The following is a 17294-nucleotide window of genomic DNA, read 5'->3' on the forward strand; positions in this document are numbered from 1 at the left end:
GGGGGCTCGTAGTTGAACTTCTTGAGCTGGTTCTGCTCGTGAAAGCTTGCGATGGATACGGTTGTCGCGTTCCGCTCAAGTTTCTTGATAGTCACTTGATCATCCTTTTCAACTGCTTGGCGTTGCTCGTGATGAAGTCGCCCAGTTGGCACATCGCTGGCGACTTCCTTGGAAGGCTGTCCACGAGGAACTGCCCCGGACGTCGGTATGAGCGGCAGTTCTCGCAGCGGGGCGTGTCGGTCTCATAGCCCCACTTCTTCTTGATCTTGGACAGGAAGCTCATCACCTCACCCTTTCTGCCCAAGCAATCCGTCGAGCAACTGTTTCCTGTTCCGCTGCAGCGCCTGAGGGGCAATCCCACTCCCTTGCGTAGTCCCGGAACGTCGCTTTGTGCAGCCGACATCCCGAGAATCCGTGCTTTGACATCTCCCGCAGCACTCGGTCTCGCTTGGCGTCGGATTCGTCGCGCCACTGCAGGTGCTCGCAGGAGATACAGGCGAGTCGCACATCACTCCCTCCCCAAATACCGCCGAGCCGAGCGCAGGGCGTCACGGATGCGGCGGTAGATGTTGCTCAGGCCGAACAGGCGGTCAGCCATCACGACGGCCAAACAGGCGACCAGCGCCAACAGAAGCCCAATCACGACACCCATCACTTCCCACCTTTCGTAAACCCGTCCAGCACCCAGCTACACAGGCAGAGGATTCCAACGACACCCAGGACCAGGCCGACGCCCAGCCCACCCAAGAAGCTCACGATCTCAGACATGCTTCAACTCCTTCATGAACGTGATCCAGTGAGTGCCAGACCGTTTGCCGGACTGGTGCCCAAACAACGGCCTTTGCTCAGTGAGGGCCAAGATTTCCTTGACCTTGATCTGCGTCTCTGCCCACTTGAAGATCAAGACGCCCTCGTTGGCCAACACGCGGAAGCACTCAGAGAAGCCGCGCCGCAAGTCCTCTTTCCAGTCGGGAGACAGAATCCCGTACTTCTTTCCAAGCCAGCCTTGAGGCCCGCAGAAGCGTAGGTGCGGAGGGTCGAACACCACGAGACGGAACGAACCATCAGGGAACGGCATCGCCCGGAAATCCATCGCCAGCTCAGGCGTGATGTTCAGAGCCCGCCCATCGCACAGGGTGTGCTGCTCACTGCGGATGTCGCCGAATAGGACGCGCTGGTCCTCGCGGTCGAACCACATCATTCGGCTACCGCAGCAGGGATCAAGAACCGCCGCCATCTCTCAACTCCTTCGCCATCAGCGCATACCGCGCCTTGATTTCCTTCAACTCGTCAACGGTCCACTTGTGAACACGGTTGTCGGCTTCCAGCGCCTCGACTTCCTCAAGCCCAATCCGCTCGATCAGGCCTTTCCTGTACCCAACGACGTTCCCCGACAGGTACTGGTTGCAGTACTTTCTTTGCGCGTGGCAGTTGCGCTCATCAAAGCGCAGGTGAGGTGCAGCACCACGGCTTCGGTAGTGGCCGGCGTCGTACCCACCACCTACCGAACCTTCTCCAAGCGGCTGGGCGCAGCAGATGCACGGCTTGCCAGCGTCCCGCAAACGCACGTAGGTGTTGAACGCCTTCTGCGCCTCCGCCGTCCAGTACGGCACGCCCTTCATCGCGTCCAGCTTGGCTTTCGTCTCCCGCCGATCCTTCACCGCCGCCTTCTTCTCGGCCTTGGCTCGCTCGGACTGCGCCAGTGTCAAAGCACAGTCGTACCCGCATACCCGTTGCATGGGCTTCGTCGGCACGAACTCCACCCGGCAGACCTTGCAGCGCTTGGGTTTCACTTGCGCCCCCTGTCGCTCCGCTTGCGTCCGACACGGAAGTCCAGCGAGGCAGGGCGAGACACCTCGCGCCCCAAATCGCCCAGGCGTGACAATGCCCACTCCACGTAGTCGCCAGACTGGCGGCGCCCAGCCCGCACGGCGTCCAGAATCGCGTGCGCCTTGCGTATCCCGCGATCTGAACTGTCGCGGCCGAAGTTGTGGCTCATGCCGCCACCTTTCGCGCGATCGGGCGATAGCTTTCCCAGTCGAACGGAACCCACCGCGAGGTTTCAATCAGGCGGTCATATGAGCGCTCGCCGATGAACTCCTTGAATCCCGCTTTGTCCTGATTGGTCAGGAGGATCGTCGGCATCGTGTCGCGGTAGCGACGGTCGATGATGTCGAACAGAATCGTCTGCTCGCCGTCCGTCCCGTACTGCACGCCCACCTCGTCAATCACCAGCAGGGGGCAGTCGCCGAACTCCCGCAGCAGGTCGGCTTCAGTACGCTCCGATTCGCGGCGCCACGTTCCACGGATCGAGCGGATCAAGCCCATGCACGTGACATACAACCCCACATGCTCGGGCAGCAGGCTTTGAAGGATGGCGCCAGCCAAGTGGCTTTTCCCGGTGCCTGGCAGACCCGCGAAGATCAGCCCATCGCCGCGCCGAAGATGCTCGCCAAATCCCTCGGCGTAGTCCTGCGCAACCTTGAGCGCATGGCGCTTCCCATCCGTGTCAGCCACAAAGCTATCGAAGCCACGGCCCTGAAACCGCTTGGGGATTGCGGCCGTTTCCAGCATCCCCGCAAGACGGCGGCGCTCAAACTCGGCCCGCTGCTCAGCCTCGGCTTTGCGCTCTGCGGCGTGACGCTCCTCGACGCAGGCCGGGCACTCCGTCCAAATCTCTCGACCGCGACCGAGAAGGATCTTCAGACCGGCCGACTTGAACGGCCCGTGCTTCTCGCACACGCGCTCTTTCTCACCCAGATCCGCCCGCAGCTCAGGACGCTTTGCGTATTGCTTCGGAAGCTGGTCTGACGGCACTTCGCTCGGCTGCTCAAACAAGCGATCCATCTTCGGTCACTCCTTCGCGGTAGTTCTTTCGATCAAAGCCACTGTGCTTTCCGGACTTGCTTGGCTCGGCTGGCGACCCACGTTCTTGCGGCTTGAGCCAATCAGCCTCGAAGGCAGTCCACCCGCGCGTCAGCAGCTTCGCCACAGCCTGCTCGGCCGACCATCCGGCTTTGGAGGCTTCGGACTTGATCCCCTCCCACGCCCTTGGGGTCAGGTCTGCCCGCTTGCGCTTGCGGTGAGCCAGCAGTTCGCTCGCCGTTTGCTCCGAAAGCCCGTCAGCGACCAACTCCGAAACCGACACCTCGCGCTTCGGCGCGCTCTTACGGTTCTTTGATGGTTCAACTGATGGTTCATTGACGGTTATGGGTGAACCACGTTCGGGGGTGGGGTGAACGTGGTTCGGGGGCGGGGGTGAATCTGGTTCGGGGGTGGGGTGAACGACGTTCGGGGGTGAACTACGTTCGGGGGTGAACGTGGTTCGGGGGTGCACCGTATAGATGGTTGCCCGGCCATTGCGGAACGAGCGGCTGATGTGGCCGATCTCGATCAGCTCGGCGAGAGCCTTCTGCACCGCCCTATCGGACAGGCTGCACTTCTCCATGAGCATCGACACGGACGGGTAGCACTCGCCCTGGTCGTTGGCGTTATCGGCCAGCGACAGGAGGACGATCTTCTGTGTGCTCGAAAGGCCCTGCACCTTCCACACCTCAGTCATGCGCGCGATGCTCAAACGGACTACCTCAAATCTGCGACGGCTTCTTGATCTGAGCCGCTTTGACGTGGTCGAAGCACCCTAGGTAACCGATGGAGCCGCGGCCCTTGTCGATTGCCTTGAGGTGCGGGCCGTTGCCCCATCCGCCCTGGTGCGGCGGGCGAGCCTTGGTGTTGGGGGACCAGTCGGCTTGCGATTGGTAGTCGCTTGAGAACGGGGAGCCTTTGGCGTGCTTCATTGGTTAGCTTGTAGTGCGGGTTGAATCGGCTGTGAAGATAGGTTGCGGCTATACGTAGCACTCTTCGACACGTTCCCTCAACAGGAGCACAGCCTGTCGCATGCGGGCAACCCTCTGACGGCCCCCCTGCTTCTCAACGCCTAGGTTCGAGGCGCGCTTGAGAATGGCGGATGTCGTCCGATGCGAGAGGCCGTCACGGCAGGCGCGAACCCCGCCGGCCGGGAACAGTCGCCGGATGATCTCGTCCTCATCGGCAACCCACGCCCTGTTTGCGGTCAGGCCCAGAAGTCGGGCGCGCTGCCATATGGAGTCCCTGGAGCGGCCCGGGAACATGCTCAGCAGTTCGCTGATGTCGTGCTTCTCATAGGCGGCGGCCAGTCTGGCCTGTTCTGGCGTGGTCCATGGCTTGTTCGCGGCCATCACACCCTCCAAACCTGTTCAAGCGGATGCCGATTGCTCATGGCGCTGGCGATGATTTCCTCGACGCCAAGCCGTGGAAAGTCCTCAGGATCTGCCGCAGTGAAGTAGGCAACGGGTCGGCCGTGGTGATCCTTCTTTTCTGCGTCGAGGCGCTTGATGACACACCCGGAGCGGACCATCGTGCGCAGTGCTTCGAGCACCGTCCGGCGCTGAAAGCCGGTCGCCTCGACGATCTGGTCTGCCTCAAGCTCGGTGCCGTTCTCGATCACGGCTCGGATTTCGGGGTAGGCCATCACGCGTCCTCCTGCGTCTCAGCACCCATCAACCCACCGACAACCTTTGCGACAAAGTTGTCCGCCTGTTCCGCCCCCATCATTCCAAGCGCCGCAAAAGCCGCCTCCTCGTCATCCAAGGAGTTGAAGCAGAGCGTCATCGTTGCGATATAGCCTTCGAAGTTCGCCGCCATGCGCAAAACCATCAGGTCTTCTTCTGCGTCTTTGTCCACCCAGAAAAGGACTTGCTGGCCGTTGGCCGCGCGCTCAATCTTTGCGAAGTCACGCATCACACGCCCCTCACCGTCGTGAGCCCGCTGATGGCCGGCTTGATGGTCTTGACCGGCTCGGGCTTGAGGGTGACGTGAGGCATTGCCACGGACAGCAGGACGGCGGCGTTGAGGCGGTCAGCGGCAGCGTTCAGGCCCTCGGCGCAGGTGTCGTCCATGTCGGCCGTGATTGCGTCGATGTCGTTGTCAGTGAACCCAGCATCGAGCGCCTTCATGTGCGCCCGGTCGATGTTGTCGAGTGCCGCATACCAATCTGTCGTGCCGACGTAGGCAATCGGCTGGATCGGAACCAGTTCGAAGATGGCGCGGATCATTTCGCGCTCTGCTACGTCGGCCATCGTGATGACGGGGAAGTCAATGGTCTGGCTGTAGAGTGTCTTCACGCTGTTCATGTCTGCTCCTGTTGGTCAAGTTGCTCAGCGGCCGCATCCCATGCCGCCCAAGCTGAGTCACCTTCCAGCTCGATCACCACCGGCTGCGGCGTCGGGTCGTACCAGTCAATCGGTGGAAGTTCAGCGGTGGTCGGTGTTGCTTTGATCGACATCGCTCTGCTCCTTCAACACCACAATCACCGCGTTCTCGTGGTGATTGACGTAGTGCTCTGCCTTTGCCCGGTCCGGGAAATACGTGAGGTACTCACGCTTCGGGCCGTACTTCACTAGGTAGTGGGTGCCGTTCATGACTGGCCTCCTGACAAAATCGAGTCAATCTCGATTGCAAACTCGGCTGCCATGCGCCGCATAGACGCCACGCGAGTACCGTCCGCACTGAAGGACGCGTACTTCTCACGCAGCGCCAAGAGGTGTTGGCGGATCGTCTTCTCGCGCTCCTCGCGGGCGCCTGCCTTGAAGCCGTTGTCGCGTTTCACCCCATCAATGAGCGAGTGCAGCTTCTTGCGCTTGGTAGTCAGTTCTCCGAGCTTTGCGTCCAACTGGGAGTTGGCGCGCTTCAACAGATTCTGGTTCCGTAGCAAGCGGTTCCATCGGTCGCGCGGTAGGCACCGGTTCGTGCGGATTTCCGTCGCGATATCCGACAACTCGGACTCGTTTTGCTTCTTCTGAGCAACCAACTGACTGCGCTCATCGTCAACGTCCACGATTTGCGCCTCAAGACTGCTGATCGTTTCGCTCATGCCGCCCCCGCAGCCAACCAAGATGGTGTCGTTCATATGGCGGTCCCCAGCGCATCACGCAGCAGGGCGCCGAACTTCTCGCTGGCGCGCTTGTAGTCGTTCTGCAGGAGCAACATGCGGATCGCCAACAGGTCAGTTTTCTCGGCGACTATCCGCACTGGCTCAGCGAAATCTCCTGCATCAGGGGTTCCGCCGCGCCGAGCGAGTTCCTCTTGAAGATCGTCTGTGTCGAAATCGCTCAGCGACACATCGGCATAGGTCTCGACCCAAACAGAAACTGTCTTGCTCATGCGGCACTCCTTCCAAGAAGACGCTCGTACTCGGCAACCTTTGCGCGGGCCTCTGCAAGCAAAGCCTCTCGACTCGACCGCATCACCACGTCGCAGCCCATCTGGTCTGCAATCCACTGCAACGGAGCCACGCTCTGCGTGATGTGCATGAACTTCACCAGCCGTTTCGCCCACTGCTGCCCGACGTTGCGCATGAACTTGCTCATGTAGCCGTGGCTGATGGGGATTGCGTCGGCAATCTCGTGGTCCTCCAAGCCGCTGTGCAGCGCTGCTTTGCCAAGACAACCCGAAAAGGTCGCCTTGTGGATCAGGGCTTGAGGCAACTGGTGGAACTCGGCCACTTGACCCATGAATGGCATCTCGCCTTGCGAGTGCTTTCCAGCGCTGTCTTGTGGTTTCCATTCGGTTGCCCGAACACTTGAGGACATGGACATCACGACTCCCATCGCGGTTAAGAAATCAGGCTTGTTGAAGCGCCCCATCCGATCCACCCACGAGATGGGAGTCGGAACCGTGGGCTTCACGGCGAGGCGCTTCAAAAAACCCCCGGCCGGCAACTGCAAGAAGGGCCAGAGGAAAGCCATGCCCACGGGCGTTCGGAAAGGGCATGGGGGAGGAGAGACATTTAGGCCGCCTGCTTCAGCTTCCGCAGAGCTGCGGTCAGCTTCTCGACAGTCCCGATTCCCGGGTTGGCGATCTTTCGCCGGGCAATCCTGGCGACAGTGAAGTAGTTCACCCCACTGAGCCGCGCGAGCTTTTCCCACTCGCCTGAGCCCTTAATTTCTTGGAGTGCCTCAATGAGTTTGTCTAGCCGCATGCCCCCAATCCTAGGCGACTCGGCCTTATGGCGCAAGTCTTATCTGCCTAGACGGTTGCTGCAAGATTTCTCAGCTATGCCTAGAACAACGCCAGAACCGCAGAGCGAAGTAGGGAAAAACCTAAGGGGCCTCATTGGCGAGGACTCGGTGAACGCGTGGGCGAACCGCCACAAGCTTTCGCAGACCACCATCAACCGGATCGTGACCGGCAGGATGGACCCGACCGTTTCGACGCTGGAAAAGATCGCCGAGGCAATCGGTGAGGAACCGTGGCGCCTACTCGCCCCCTCGATGGGCAGAGCGCCTGTCAGCTTTGACAGGCTCGCCCCTGATCAGGCGATGCTTGTCACCCTGTTCGAGTTCCTGACCCCCGAGGACCAGCGAGAGCTTTTGATATCCGTCAAAGCGAGGGCTCGCAAATCGCACGAACACCCCCAAACTGGGGGACCCCCAACAACAGGGGCGGATGTACCTTTGGCTCGGGAGCAAACCAATAAATCCCACGAGTCGGAGAGAACATCATGGCAAAGGAATCGAATTGGACCGCAGACGCGGGACGAGAGCCGCTTGACTGGGGCGGCACCCCCCAAGCAAGTTGTTACCGAAGGCGAAGAACCCGCGAGGGCTCGCAAGCCGAAACAACGGGGGCGGTGATCATGAGGCCGCCGTTTACCCTATCGACCGTAGAAGGCATCTCGCGCGATACCGTCGAGTGCCTACGCAACCTCCTTCATCTTGCTGAGCAAGGCGAAGTGATCGGCGTGGCGTATGCCGCAATGCACAAGAAGCGCCGTTACACCATCCACACGTGCGGAGAGGCGCACCGTAACCCCACGTTCTGTAGAGGCATGCTCGCAGCCCTGGATGACGAGCTTGGATATAGGGTGAAGGGATGAAGCAACTTGCTACTCTTGCGGCAGTGGTCGCCCTCAGTGGGTGCGCCGCGCGTCTGACGTTCATTGACAGGACTGATGGCGCGCAGTACCAGGGCACGACCGGCAGCACCATGAACAATACCGGTGATGCCCAAGCCGAGATCGCTGGCGCTAAATACCAAGGGCAGTGGATCTACAGCCCATCGGGCGGCGGGTTCGCTCTCGGGTCTGCGTTCGGGTCTGCCACAGCCTACGGAGGCGGGGGCATGGTCAACGCCTACGGGAGCTCCACAAGCTCGACCGTCTTCACCAGCGCACACGGGCGCGGCCTCCTGACGCTTCGCTCGGATGGCGACGCATTTATGCGCTGCGTCTTTGACTACAACACCATGTCGTCCACCGGCCTGGGGCAGTGCCTGCGAAACGACGGGCGAGAGTACGACCTGACCATCGGGCGGTAGAGAGTCACGCCCCAACCACCAAGCCGCCTTCGGGCGGCTTTATTCGTTTCCGAGCAGACTCATTAAGTCTTATATGACTCGATGTTCTAGCTCGCGCACCTCGATCTAGGCCGATACGCCTTGCGCGTCTATGCGTTTGCGCCTAATATCACTCCATCGACACACCACAGATGGAGCAGGCATGAGCGAGCAAGTTGTATGGCACCACCCTTTCTGGGTGGCATTCAAAGGTCGGACCGACGCATGCGTCGAGGCCGAGAGCGAGGAAGAAGCGCGCCGCGTAGCCGCCGAGCTTGGGGGCTGTGAAGTTGTGTCAATCAAGCGGATCCCATACCCAGCGACGCCCAGGCTGCGCCCGTTTGAACACCCGAAGTACGGCGTGATCCCGGCCTTCTGCTTTCGCCCGCAGCAGTGTCGCGGCACGTCGTGCCCTCAGCGCTATTCGTGCACTGAGTGACCGCGCCTGACCACCCTAACCACTGGAGCAGACATGAGCGAACAAGCGAAGGCGCTGGATATCGCGGCGCGCCTCGAAGGGTGCGCACCCGTCGATATCGATGATGTGTTCCTCCCAGCCGTCGCCGAACTCCGCCGCCTGCACGAGGTAAATGCGGAGCTGCTGGAGGTGTGCACGAATGCGCGCGACATGCTGGCCACTGACCGGCAGGCCTTCGTGGACAGCCAGCAAGTCCGCGGAATGCGAGCAGAGGAACCAATTGCTCATGGCTTGGTGTGGGTCGAGGACGGCGTTTGGATCGATTCAGATGTCGCTGAGGCTTTGCACGACTACGACAGGGCGATTGCGCTGATCGATTCCGCTGTTGCCCGCGCCCTCGGCCAATCAAAAGGAGAGTGAGATGAGCGAACTTCTCGCCCCGGCATGGCAACAGCACGTCGCATCGACGATTGCGCACTACGCGGAACTCAGCCATGCGGCCATTCAGTCGGCTGCCGCGCAACAGGAGCGTCCGAGCGTTCTGTACCGGCCGGCCATGTCAATCGACGGCAACCAGTGGTGTGCCCTGTACGGCGACAACCTGCAAGACGGCGTAGCTGGATTCGGCGCCTCTCCGTCAGACGCGATGCACGACTTCGACCGCGCCTGGGATCGCGCCCTCGGCCAATAAGGAGCCAACCATGCAGATCCACAACCTCGCACAGTGGCTGTATCAGAACACATCTTTCACGAGTGATCAGGCGCGCGAGTTTGTCGATGGGCTGACCGGTGAGCAGCAGGCAATTGCGATTGCAGCTCTTGAGTCGGCGTTCGAGGCCGGTGTGGAAGAAGGCAAAAAGGAGTAGCCATGCACTACCTCGATACCCAAGAGACGCGGCTGCTGAAGGTGGCGCTGCTGGTTGCTGTGGTTCTGACTGTGTGGGGGATGTGATGAGCATTGATGTGCTTTTCAGCGTCAACGAGTACGACCGCGACGGCGATCTGGTTACTCGCGGGATCTTCCTCCACTTCGGAAGAACCACCCTGCGTGTGGCTGATTCGCTGTCTGACTTCGACGGGTTCATTGAGCAGCTTCGGAGCATCCGCGCCGAGATTGACGAGAACCATCAAGGGGCACTGTCATGACCCAAACCGACCTTGTACTCGCCCAGCTCCGCGAGGTGTTGGAGGCTGGCAGGTTTATCAATGGGGGGAAGCAATGACCTACCACCTCGAATGCCTCAACCGGCTCCTTCGCCGGATCAAGGACTGCGAGCCCGGATCAGTGGCTCGACAGCGGTATGTGCGTCTTGCTGCCCGGTCGGCTCGGGCGATGAGGGGTGTGTGATGAGCAAACCGTGGACTTCTGAAGACGGTGGGCGGACCTACATCGGCGACACCGTAATGGAGCGGCATCACGAGGACTTCCGCAAAGAGTTTGCGGGGGTATGGCGGTTCTCCTACTGCGGCGGCGTTGAGGCGTCCGACTGGCTTGGTGTGTCAAACGGCGACGTGCGCGCCGTGATGGATGACCACGGCAATCTCGTGAGGGTCCGATGAACGTCCACATGATCAACGCGCAGATCCGCTCCATCCCTCGGATGGACGCAGAGACGGCTGCGGACTTGGTGAACTGCATTGCCTGCGAGTTCAAGGCCAAGAAATTCAACATCGCGCCGAGTGTCGCGGCTCACATCCAAGAGTCGTTGGATTACGCGGCGTCGCTGCTGGCGGAGGAGGCTGCAGACCTGTCGCTGGAAGACCTCGACGCAGCGATGCGTGAGAAGCGGCAGGACGAAGCCCTAGCGGTTTCGCTGGGGAAGTGAAGGAGCAAGCATGAAGGAATTCAACGATGACCCAGAACTACTCGCTCTCAGAGAGCGCAACGAGCAGCGTGCGCGAGAGATGCGCGAGGCAATGGGCGCTCGGTATCTCTGCCACGAAACGAATCGCGTCCAGAAACTGGATGGAAGCTCTCGCCGTCATGGCGGGGATAGCCGGGTCGTGGCTGCATCCAGGCAGATGGTTTTGGTGAGGAGTGCGTGATGGCAACCGATGCTGCGACGACCTTGAAGAAGCTAGCCCGCGAAGCCGAGCTGGAAGTCATTGAGAAGGCGGACGGCCATTTCATCATCGTCGGCGGCCTTGTGATCGTTCATTGGTGGCCGCACAGCCGAAGGATGACAGCGTATGTCGAAGGCGCGCCTCAAGGACGCTCCTACGTCACCGCAAAGCAGGTCGTGAACATCGCGACGAAAGGTCAGCCATGACCTACATCGCCTCCCTCTGGTCCGACATCTCCGCAGCATGGTCCAAGTTCTGGTGCCTGCGGGAGAAGCGGCGCACTCGTATTCGGTTGGGGTGAAACATGAACGAGAAAACACATTTCCGCAAGGCGTTCGATTCGCCGTACCTAAGCAGCGCCGACATCGTGGAGCCGACTGTGCTCACGATCAAGTGCGTGCGGCTCGAATCGGACAAGACGAAGAAGACCAAAGACAAGTTCAACACGGCCTACTTCGTCGAGCGCGAGATTCGTCCCGGCGAGCCGTTGAAGCCGATGATCCTGAACGCCACGAACAGCAAGACGATGAAGACGCTGACCGGCTCGGCCTTCATTGACGACTGGCAGAACGTGCGCGTGACGGTGTACGTCAACAGCAACATTCGGTTCGGCAACGACACCGTTGAAGGGCTGCGGATCAACCCGAAGCCGCCGACGCGCAACGTCATCACACCGCAGATGGCGAAGGCGTGGGGCCATGCCAAAGCCGCCTATCTCCGTGACGGGAACCTCGACAGCGTTCTCGCCAAGGTGGATATGTCCGAGGAGCATCAGGCCCAGTTGATCGCCGAGTGCCAGCCCGCGCAGGAGAACGCTGATGCGGTTTCATGACGTGCAGCAGAACACAGAGGAATGGGAAGCCCTGCGGCTGGGCAAGGCCACTGCCTCCAACTTCTCCTGCCTCATGGCGAACGAAGGCAAGGCGTTCGGCGATCCGGCAAAGCGGTACGCACTGCAAATCGCCCTCGAAATCATGACGGGCCAGAAGGCGGCGCACAGCTTCTCCAACGAGCACACCGAGCGTGGGCACGAGCAAGAGCCCATCGCAAAGATGCTCTACGAAGAAGAGACGTTCTGCACGGTCAGCAACGGGGGTTTCTTTGACTGGGACAGCTACGGCGATTCCCCGGACGGGCTGGTAGGTGACGACGGGGTGATTGAAGTGAAGTCGGTGATTGCGCCGACCCACTACGCCACGCTGACCCGCGGCAGCTTCGATCCGTCGTACCGCTGGCAGCTCATCGGCCATCTGGATTGCACCGGCCGTCAGTGGGTGGACTTCATCAGCTACTGCGCGGACTTCCCGGAAGGCCAGCAACTCATCGTTCACCGGCTGTGGCGCCGTGACGTGGAAGACGAAATCAAACGGCTCAGGGCGCGGCGGACCGAGTTCCTTGGGCTTGTGAATCAGACGGTCGAAACCATCCGAGAGGCAGCGTAATGGCAAAGCAGTATGACGACACCAACCGAGGCGCCCTGTTCAAGGAGCAGGACAAGCAATCGGACAAGCACCCTGACTACAAGGGATCGATCAACGTCGATGGCACCGACTACTGGCTTTCGGCGTGGATCAAGGAAGCAGAGTCGGGCCGAAAGTACATGAGCCTTTCGGTGCAGCCCAAGGACAAACAGGGCAGCAAGAGAACCGCCACCAAGGCAGGCGCCACTGATGCCGACAGCGATCCGTCGATTCCTTTCTAGCCATGACCCGCGCGATTGATCCGCACGCAGCCGTGGACTTCATCGTGTCCAACGCCCCGAAGTACGCCAAGGCCAAGGCCGAGCGTGTGTTCATTGAGCAGTTCCGCAAGTCGAAGAAGGCGCTGCTCATGAAGGAACACACCGCCCTGCCGCTGGCTGCCCAGGAACGTGAGGCCTACGCGCACCCCGATTACCTCGCGCTGCTGGACGGGCTCAAGGAGGCGACGGAGATCGAAGAGGCGCTTCGGTGGCAGATGGTCGCGGCAGAGGCCCGCATTGAAGTGTGGCGCACGCAATCGGCAAACAACCGTGCGCAAGACAGGGCGGCCCAGTAATGCCCTGGGAATACATCGGCGCCCTGTTCGTGATCGTCTGCACTGCGGTGATGTTGCTGGGTGTCTACGGGTGGGTGATGGATCTGCGAGCGGCGGACGAATGCAAGTGCCCTGCTGAGGGCGATGGAGAACTAGATGAATGAGCGTGAGCAATTCGAGGCGTGGGGCATCGCTGAAGCTTTGTGCCTGGGGGCGGTCGATCACGTTGGCTTGGCGAACTACGCAGAGCGGGTAGCCGAGGCAAAAAGTGGTGTGCGAAAGGCCTTTGCTGCGCTGCGCGACGCTCTCGCCGCATCCCCTGTGCCGGCCGACCTGCTGGCGTTTCTGCGTGGCGCGGCCCCGTTGGAAGGTGTGTGGTTTGGCGAGCGTCACCCGACGCGCAAAGGCGCTTTCTGGTGGCGCGCCCTGCTGCCCGCCGCCCCCAACGGCCTGACCGAATCCGCGGCATCGGTGTCTGCGCCCGCACAGCAGGCAGAGGCGGCGGTGCCATTGAGCATGCTCCAGGAGTTGTACCGGGCGGCCTATTGGCTGCTGGATGGCGTGTGCGAGAACCACCCAGCGCTCGGCGAGGTCTTGAATGTTGATGACCACGCGCGCCTCTGCGGCGTCTTGGCAAAACTCGATCCAGTGTTTGAAGTGGAAAGCCCCGAAGACTTGGCACATCTCACCGCCCCGGCTCCTTCGGTGGAGGCGCAGGAACTGGCGGACGACATCTGCCGCGGGGTGTCCGAGCTTCCAGACCGCAGCAGCCCGGAAGACTGGCCCGAGGCCATGCTCGTGACGCAGGACGAGTTGCGCCGCATCGTGCTCGCCGCCCTTGCCTCTCAGGCAGAGCCGGTAGGCGAGGTGGACGACCGTGCCCCATATCGCGTGAAGTGGGCAAGGGACGCCCACAACCGGATGACGCACGGCATGCGGCTCTACACCACCCCACCAGCCCCGGCGCAGGCAGAGCAGGAAACCGCCGACTTCATGACCGCCGTGCTCGCCATCCTTAACGGCGAGGACACTGGCGAGGGTGTCTGCCGCGAACCGTGGCAGTCGATCCGCGTGCGGCTGATTGCGCTGGTGCGCGAGCAGAGCGATGACGGCAGGGATGCGGAGCGGTGGCGGTTCGTCTGTGAAGACGGCAACACCTACAGCGTGCGGCGCCTGGAAGTGTCCGGGCGCAAGGCCATGTGGGTGGAAGTCACCCTGGATGAGATCGACGCCGCCATTGCCGCAAAGGAGCAGCCATGAGAACGCCGCTGTTGATTGCCGCCGACGACCTCAAGGGAAACTGGCCGCTCCGCAGCGCAGACGGCGGCAAATGGGTTGCAGCGCGTCCACATTCTTACGGCCCGTGGTGGTGGCGTTTCAGGCTTGCATTTGGTGTGCTGATTGGTCGCTACGACGCACTCCGCTGGCTCGACGGGGAGCAGTCATGAACCAGGACGTGAAGGCGCTGGAGGAAGCGCTGGCGAAAGGTCCGACGCCGGGCGAGTGGCACACCGGCGGCGAGAACGGAAAAGCGGCTCGCATCATCTACGACGAGCGCGGATGGGCCATTGCAGACGCAAAGCTGTATCACGGCAATCGTGAGTCGGGCGAAGACCTAGCGAACGCGGAGTTCATGGCGGTAGCCAACCCCGACCGCATCAGCCGTCTGCTGGACTACATCCGCAAGCTCGAACAGGAGGTTGCCAATGGCAAATGAGGCGAAGGCGCTGCCGGTGGTGGCGTACATGTGGATGTTCCGCGATTCGGTGTGGGACATTTCTAGCATGAAAGGCCGATACCAGCCGATGGACGAATACCATACCGAACACCCTCTCGTCCGCCAGTCCGACGCCGAATCAGCCCTTGCCGAGATGCGGGCAGAGGTGGAGAAGTACAAGGCCATCGCCACTGGTGTGCGCTCATACCTCACTGATGCCCTGGCTATGGCGCTGGCCGAGGAAGACGGCCACGAGGGAGACGACAAGCATCGGCCGATCTGGTCCGGCGGCGCTGCGCCTGAGCCCGAGGGCGAAGTCTGGCAACGCTACCACGGCAAAGCGGGGACGATCGCCGAGAAGGCGATTGCGAGCGTCGCTGACTGGTCCGCCGCCGAAGATGCTTACCACGCGGAACTGCGCGACGAGTGCATCGAACAGGCGCGGATCGAAAAGCAGCGCGCCGACACCGCAGAGGCCCGGCTTGAGAGGGCCGAACGACATCTGAAGCGACTGGTCTTCGAGGGGTTGAACAACCACGGGCAATTGATCCCCTCCCACGCATTACGCGTGCAGCTAGAGCAGGCCGCCGCATTCCTGGGGGAAGGCAAATGAACATCCGCAAAAACAAGCGCTATCGCATGCGCCTGATGGGGCTGCGTGTCGCGTTCAACCACTATGCGCCGGAATGGCTCCCCATCGGGCTAACCGAGACCGTGCGCACCATCGCGGACGACTTCGCGAAGATCAAGGCTCACTTCGATGCGGTGCTGGCATGAGCAAATTCTATTTCCGCTTCTGGAATGATCCGCGCAGGCTCAGCGACAGGCCTGGCATCTGGCGCGCGAAGCTCGGCGCCGCAGCCCCCGGGAACGTCACGGACACCAAGAACAAGCAGCCCGGTGGATACCGCAGGTTTGAGCGCTGGCATGACAGACCGCTACGCGCCCTCAAGCTCTACTGGAGGCACCATGGCTAGCCGCCGCTCCCGCCAGCGCCAGACAGCCGAAGAGGCTAAATGGATCGCGTGGGCTGACGTGTCCGAAAACACGCAGGAAATCGACACGTCAGACGAATGTGTCGATCAGGACGACGTTTTTGATGGTGAGCAGTATGAAGACGACCGAAGAAATGATCGCTGAGAAGTACGGGTTCCGTCTGAACACGTGCCAGATCGCGGAGGTGCTGGGCATCACGAAGCCGGCCCTCTACAACCTCATCAGCGCTGGGCTTTGCCCCGTGAGGACTTACCTACAGCACGGGAAGCGCTGGTGCGACTACCGCGAGATTGCCCGGCACCTTGACGAGGCTGCGGCGCTGGCTGCTTAGTCAGGTCTTCGGGGCGCAGGTTCGTGTACCTCTTGAGGTTGCGCCAGTCCCGATGGCCAGTCACCAGCGCCACCTGCTGGATCTCGTAGCCAGCCTCGAACAGACGAGAGGTGCCCTCGTGTCGCAAGTCATGCAGATGCAGGTCGGGGATGCCGAGCGCGGAACAGGTCTGCGTGAAGTACTTCGTCAGCGTCTGCGGGTGGATCGGGAATATCCGCTCATCCTCATCCGGCTGGCGACAAACGATGTCCCACGCCTCGCCGAGCAGAGGCACCTGCTCCCACGTCTTCGCCTTCCTCGGGTGCTTCCGCCAAGCGCCGATCAAGCGCTTCTCTCGGTCCAAGTCTTTCCACAGGATCGAGCACACCTCCCCGCGCCGCATGGCAGCCACGGCAGCGAACGCCACAGCGTCGGCATAGATGCGCCCATACTCCGCATCGAGGTGCGCGATAACTCGGCGCAGTTCGTCTTCTGTGGGCCGGCGTTCTCTCTTCCCGCCACCGCCAATCAAGCCAAGATGCGCCAGCAGCGGGCGAGCCGAGCCGACGACATCGGGGATTGTGATGTGCAAGGCGGATGCAGCGTAGCGCAGTGCGGTACCGAGCTTCGACACGTCCATGTTTACCGTGTACGGGCCGGCTTTGTCGACGTTCTTGCGCTTCGATGCGAAATCGACCAGATCCTGCGGCTTGATCGTCATCGCCCGCTTGTCGCCAAGCTCTTTCTTGAGCTTCACCAGTTGGTAATGCTCGTTCGACGAATCGGAGATGGGCCGGCTCTTGTCCCGGAGATCACGGTACGTATCAATGAGCTGACCGATGGTGATACCAGTATCAGCTGGGGCCGCTTCTCCGCGGTCAAGATCCGCCTCCCGCTGCCTCGCCCACACCTCAGCCTGGGCCTTCGTCGGGAAGGTTTTACACTGCGCTTTGTGCCCCTTGCGGCGAATGAGTGCTCGCCACTTGTCGCCGACCTTGAGAATGCTGGCCACCGTATCACCTCCTATATCTCGGCGTATCAGTGCGCGGATGATATCGGCGGAGAACGCGATAGCGCCACAGTGAGTGATGAGGCTACAATGCGTGGCCCCCTCCCCGTAGTTCAATGGATAGAACGAGCGCCTCCTAAGCGCTAGATACAGGTTCGATTCCTGTCGGGGGGACCAGCCGGAGATCCACGGATGTCCACCTGGCGCGGTTGTCTTCGACAGATCAACGGCCTAGCGCCTGTCGACACTACGGCGGGCTGATGCGTTGCGTCCAAGCGGGCGTGAGCAAGGCGCAAAACGTGCAGTTCCCCCGGCTCCGCCCAGGTCTCGTTGAACCCGTGGGGCGATGGACGACAGCGCCGTCCGCCGGCAGCGGAACATCATGATGACC

38 protein-coding genes and 1 tRNA gene are annotated in these 17294 nt (G+C 61.3%); 20 read left to right on the plus strand and 19 right to left on the minus strand.

The window, feature by feature from the left end; all coding sequences use genetic code 11:
• Positions 1-91: 91 nt before the first annotated feature.
• The 18 genes from M8A51_RS25575 to M8A51_RS25660 form a co-directional block, all read right to left on the minus strand.
• Positions 92-283 carry a hypothetical protein gene (locus M8A51_RS25575; RefSeq protein ID WP_251781452.1) on the minus strand — a complete coding sequence of 64 codons (192 nt, stop codon included), beginning with the start codon at positions 281-283 and terminating at the stop codon, positions 92-94.
• A 225-nt stretch (positions 284-508) separates the two neighbouring features.
• The gene (locus M8A51_RS25580) at positions 509-652 is read right to left on the minus strand and encodes a hypothetical protein (RefSeq protein ID WP_251781453.1); all 144 of its coding nucleotides are present in this window, start codon (positions 650-652) and stop codon (positions 509-511) included.
• Between the two features lie 108 nt (positions 653-760).
• Positions 761-1237, minus strand: coding sequence for a class I SAM-dependent methyltransferase (locus tag M8A51_RS25585; RefSeq protein ID WP_251781454.1), 477 nt, complete (start codon positions 1235-1237; stop codon positions 761-763).
• Positions 1221-1793 (minus strand): recombination protein NinG, encoded by a 573-nt coding sequence (locus tag M8A51_RS25590; protein WP_251781455.1) that lies wholly within the window; start codon positions 1791-1793, stop codon positions 1221-1223. The genes M8A51_RS25585 and M8A51_RS25590 overlap by 17 nt, the downstream gene beginning before the upstream one ends.
• Complete coding sequence (locus M8A51_RS25595) at positions 1790-1999, minus strand: hypothetical protein (RefSeq protein WP_251781456.1); 210 nt, start codon at positions 1997-1999, stop codon at positions 1790-1792. Before M8A51_RS25595 ends, M8A51_RS25590 begins: the two co-directional genes overlap by 4 nt.
• Positions 1996-2847, minus strand: coding sequence for an ATP-binding protein (locus tag M8A51_RS25600; protein WP_251781457.1), 852 nt, complete (start codon positions 2845-2847; stop codon positions 1996-1998). The genes M8A51_RS25595 and M8A51_RS25600 overlap by 4 nt, the downstream gene beginning before the upstream one ends.
• Entirely contained in the window at positions 2831-3562 is a 732-nt protein-coding gene (locus M8A51_RS25605; RefSeq protein ID WP_251781458.1) for a helix-turn-helix domain-containing protein, read from the minus strand. Before M8A51_RS25605 ends, M8A51_RS25600 begins: the two co-directional genes overlap by 17 nt.
• A 25-nt stretch (positions 3563-3587) precedes the next feature.
• A complete protein-coding gene (locus tag M8A51_RS25610) occupies positions 3588-3797 on the minus strand; it encodes a hypothetical protein (RefSeq protein ID WP_251781459.1) in 210 nt (69 codons plus the stop codon).
• Between the two features lie 48 nt (positions 3798-3845).
• The gene (locus tag M8A51_RS25615) at positions 3846-4217 is read right to left on the minus strand and encodes a hypothetical protein (RefSeq protein WP_251781460.1); all 372 of its coding nucleotides are present in this window, start codon (positions 4215-4217) and stop codon (positions 3846-3848) included.
• Positions 4217-4510 (minus strand): hypothetical protein, encoded by a 294-nt coding sequence (locus M8A51_RS25620; protein WP_251781461.1) that lies wholly within the window; start codon positions 4508-4510, stop codon positions 4217-4219. The genes M8A51_RS25615 and M8A51_RS25620 overlap by 1 nt, the downstream gene beginning before the upstream one ends.
• Positions 4510-4779 (minus strand): hypothetical protein, encoded by a 270-nt coding sequence (locus M8A51_RS25625; RefSeq protein ID WP_251781462.1) that lies wholly within the window; start codon positions 4777-4779, stop codon positions 4510-4512. The genes M8A51_RS25620 and M8A51_RS25625 overlap by 1 nt, the downstream gene beginning before the upstream one ends.
• Positions 4779-5171 (minus strand): hypothetical protein, encoded by a 393-nt coding sequence (locus tag M8A51_RS25630; RefSeq protein WP_251781463.1) that lies wholly within the window; start codon positions 5169-5171, stop codon positions 4779-4781. The genes M8A51_RS25625 and M8A51_RS25630 overlap by 1 nt, the downstream gene beginning before the upstream one ends.
• Complete coding sequence (locus M8A51_RS25635) at positions 5168-5323, minus strand: hypothetical protein (protein ID WP_251781464.1); 156 nt, start codon at positions 5321-5323, stop codon at positions 5168-5170. Before M8A51_RS25635 ends, M8A51_RS25630 begins: the two co-directional genes overlap by 4 nt.
• A complete protein-coding gene (locus M8A51_RS25640; RefSeq protein ID WP_251781465.1) occupies positions 5292-5459 on the minus strand; it encodes a hypothetical protein in 168 nt (55 codons plus the stop codon). Before M8A51_RS25640 ends, M8A51_RS25635 begins: the two co-directional genes overlap by 32 nt.
• A complete protein-coding gene (locus M8A51_RS25645; protein WP_251781466.1) occupies positions 5456-5947 on the minus strand; it encodes a hypothetical protein in 492 nt (163 codons plus the stop codon). Before M8A51_RS25645 ends, M8A51_RS25640 begins: the two co-directional genes overlap by 4 nt.
• Complete coding sequence (locus M8A51_RS25650) at positions 5944-6201, minus strand: hypothetical protein (protein ID WP_251781467.1); 258 nt, start codon at positions 6199-6201, stop codon at positions 5944-5946. The genes M8A51_RS25645 and M8A51_RS25650 overlap by 4 nt, the downstream gene beginning before the upstream one ends.
• On the minus strand, positions 6198-6785 hold the full coding sequence (locus M8A51_RS25655) for a hypothetical protein (protein WP_251781468.1): 588 nt from the start codon (positions 6783-6785) through the stop codon (positions 6198-6200). Before M8A51_RS25655 ends, M8A51_RS25650 begins: the two co-directional genes overlap by 4 nt.
• A gap of 41 nt (positions 6786-6826) precedes the next feature.
• Positions 6827-7018 carry a hypothetical protein gene (locus M8A51_RS25660; RefSeq protein WP_251781469.1) on the minus strand — a complete coding sequence of 64 codons (192 nt, stop codon included), beginning with the start codon at positions 7016-7018 and terminating at the stop codon, positions 6827-6829.
• Positions 7019-7094: 76 nt separating this feature from the next.
• Here M8A51_RS25660 and M8A51_RS26665 point away from each other — a divergent pair, with 76 nt between their 5' ends.
• The 19 genes from M8A51_RS26665 to M8A51_RS25750 all read left to right on the plus strand — a co-directional run bounded on the left by M8A51_RS26665 (position 7095) and on the right by M8A51_RS25750 (position 15728).
• The gene (locus M8A51_RS26665) at positions 7095-7673 is read left to right on the plus strand and encodes a helix-turn-helix domain-containing protein (RefSeq protein ID WP_368408601.1); all 579 of its coding nucleotides are present in this window, start codon (positions 7095-7097) and stop codon (positions 7671-7673) included.
• A gap of 238 nt (positions 7674-7911) precedes the next feature.
• A complete protein-coding gene (locus M8A51_RS25665) occupies positions 7912-8355 on the plus strand; it encodes a hypothetical protein (protein WP_251781470.1) in 444 nt (147 codons plus the stop codon).
• A 490-nt stretch (positions 8356-8845) separates the two neighbouring features.
• Positions 8846-9211: a hypothetical protein gene (locus tag M8A51_RS25670; protein ID WP_251781471.1), complete on the plus strand. Its 366-nt coding sequence runs from the start codon at positions 8846-8848 to the stop codon at positions 9209-9211.
• Between the two features lies 1 nt (position 9212).
• Positions 9213-9482 (plus strand): hypothetical protein, encoded by a 270-nt coding sequence (locus tag M8A51_RS25675; protein ID WP_251781472.1) that lies wholly within the window; start codon positions 9213-9215, stop codon positions 9480-9482.
• 10 nt (positions 9483-9492) lie between these two features.
• A complete protein-coding gene (locus M8A51_RS25680) occupies positions 9493-9657 on the plus strand; it encodes a hypothetical protein (protein WP_251781473.1) in 165 nt (54 codons plus the stop codon).
• A gap of 85 nt (positions 9658-9742) precedes the next feature.
• Entirely contained in the window at positions 9743-9937 is a 195-nt protein-coding gene (locus M8A51_RS25685; protein WP_251781474.1) for a hypothetical protein, read from the plus strand.
• Positions 9938-10138: 201 nt separating this feature from the next.
• Complete coding sequence (locus tag M8A51_RS25690; RefSeq protein ID WP_251781475.1) at positions 10139-10351, plus strand: hypothetical protein; 213 nt, start codon at positions 10139-10141, stop codon at positions 10349-10351.
• Positions 10348-10617, plus strand: coding sequence for a hypothetical protein (locus M8A51_RS25695; protein ID WP_251781476.1), 270 nt, complete (start codon positions 10348-10350; stop codon positions 10615-10617). Before M8A51_RS25690 ends, M8A51_RS25695 begins: the two co-directional genes overlap by 4 nt.
• A gap of 219 nt (positions 10618-10836) precedes the next feature.
• A complete protein-coding gene (locus tag M8A51_RS25700; RefSeq protein ID WP_251781477.1) occupies positions 10837-11061 on the plus strand; it encodes a hypothetical protein in 225 nt (74 codons plus the stop codon).
• A gap of 98 nt (positions 11062-11159) precedes the next feature.
• Positions 11160-11687 carry a hypothetical protein gene (locus M8A51_RS25705; protein ID WP_251781478.1) on the plus strand — a complete coding sequence of 176 codons (528 nt, stop codon included), beginning with the start codon at positions 11160-11162 and terminating at the stop codon, positions 11685-11687.
• Positions 11674-12297 carry a lambda exonuclease family protein gene (locus M8A51_RS25710; protein ID WP_251781479.1) on the plus strand — a complete coding sequence of 208 codons (624 nt, stop codon included), beginning with the start codon at positions 11674-11676 and terminating at the stop codon, positions 12295-12297. The genes M8A51_RS25705 and M8A51_RS25710 overlap by 14 nt, the downstream gene beginning before the upstream one ends.
• On the plus strand, positions 12297-12557 hold the full coding sequence (locus tag M8A51_RS25715; RefSeq protein ID WP_251781480.1) for a hypothetical protein: 261 nt from the start codon (positions 12297-12299) through the stop codon (positions 12555-12557). The genes M8A51_RS25710 and M8A51_RS25715 overlap by 1 nt, the downstream gene beginning before the upstream one ends.
• A gap of 2 nt (positions 12558-12559) precedes the next feature.
• Positions 12560-12892: a hypothetical protein gene (locus M8A51_RS25720; protein WP_251781481.1), complete on the plus strand. Its 333-nt coding sequence runs from the start codon at positions 12560-12562 to the stop codon at positions 12890-12892.
• Between the two features lie 135 nt (positions 12893-13027).
• A complete protein-coding gene (locus tag M8A51_RS25725) occupies positions 13028-14131 on the plus strand; it encodes a hypothetical protein (protein ID WP_251781482.1) in 1104 nt (367 codons plus the stop codon).
• The gene (locus tag M8A51_RS25730; RefSeq protein ID WP_251781483.1) at positions 14128-14319 is read left to right on the plus strand and encodes a hypothetical protein; all 192 of its coding nucleotides are present in this window, start codon (positions 14128-14130) and stop codon (positions 14317-14319) included. Before M8A51_RS25725 ends, M8A51_RS25730 begins: the two co-directional genes overlap by 4 nt.
• On the plus strand, positions 14316-14588 hold the full coding sequence (locus M8A51_RS25735; RefSeq protein WP_251781484.1) for an ead/Ea22-like family protein: 273 nt from the start codon (positions 14316-14318) through the stop codon (positions 14586-14588). Before M8A51_RS25730 ends, M8A51_RS25735 begins: the two co-directional genes overlap by 4 nt.
• A complete protein-coding gene (locus tag M8A51_RS25740) occupies positions 14578-15201 on the plus strand; it encodes a hypothetical protein (protein ID WP_251781485.1) in 624 nt (207 codons plus the stop codon). The genes M8A51_RS25735 and M8A51_RS25740 overlap by 11 nt, the downstream gene beginning before the upstream one ends.
• The gene (locus M8A51_RS25745) at positions 15198-15365 is read left to right on the plus strand and encodes a hypothetical protein (RefSeq protein WP_251781486.1); all 168 of its coding nucleotides are present in this window, start codon (positions 15198-15200) and stop codon (positions 15363-15365) included. The genes M8A51_RS25740 and M8A51_RS25745 overlap by 4 nt, the downstream gene beginning before the upstream one ends.
• Positions 15366-15515: 150 nt before the next feature.
• Positions 15516-15728 carry a hypothetical protein gene (locus tag M8A51_RS25750; RefSeq protein WP_251781487.1) on the plus strand — a complete coding sequence of 71 codons (213 nt, stop codon included), beginning with the start codon at positions 15516-15518 and terminating at the stop codon, positions 15726-15728.
• Positions 15729-15805: 77 nt separating this feature from the next.
• Here the strand turns inward: M8A51_RS25750 and M8A51_RS25755 are convergent, their stop codons facing one another.
• Positions 15806-16906, minus strand: coding sequence for a tyrosine-type recombinase/integrase (locus M8A51_RS25755; RefSeq protein ID WP_251781488.1), 1101 nt, complete (start codon positions 16904-16906; stop codon positions 15806-15808).
• A gap of 99 nt (positions 16907-17005) precedes the next feature.
• Here M8A51_RS25755 and M8A51_RS25760 point away from each other — a divergent pair.
• Positions 17006-17080, plus strand: a tRNA-Arg gene (locus M8A51_RS25760).
• Positions 17081-17294 lie beyond the last annotated feature (214 nt).

Origin of the sequence: Caldimonas mangrovi, assembly GCF_023721835.1 — a bacterium.
GTDB lineage: Bacteria > Pseudomonadota > Gammaproteobacteria > Burkholderiales > Burkholderiaceae_C > Caldimonas > Caldimonas mangrovi.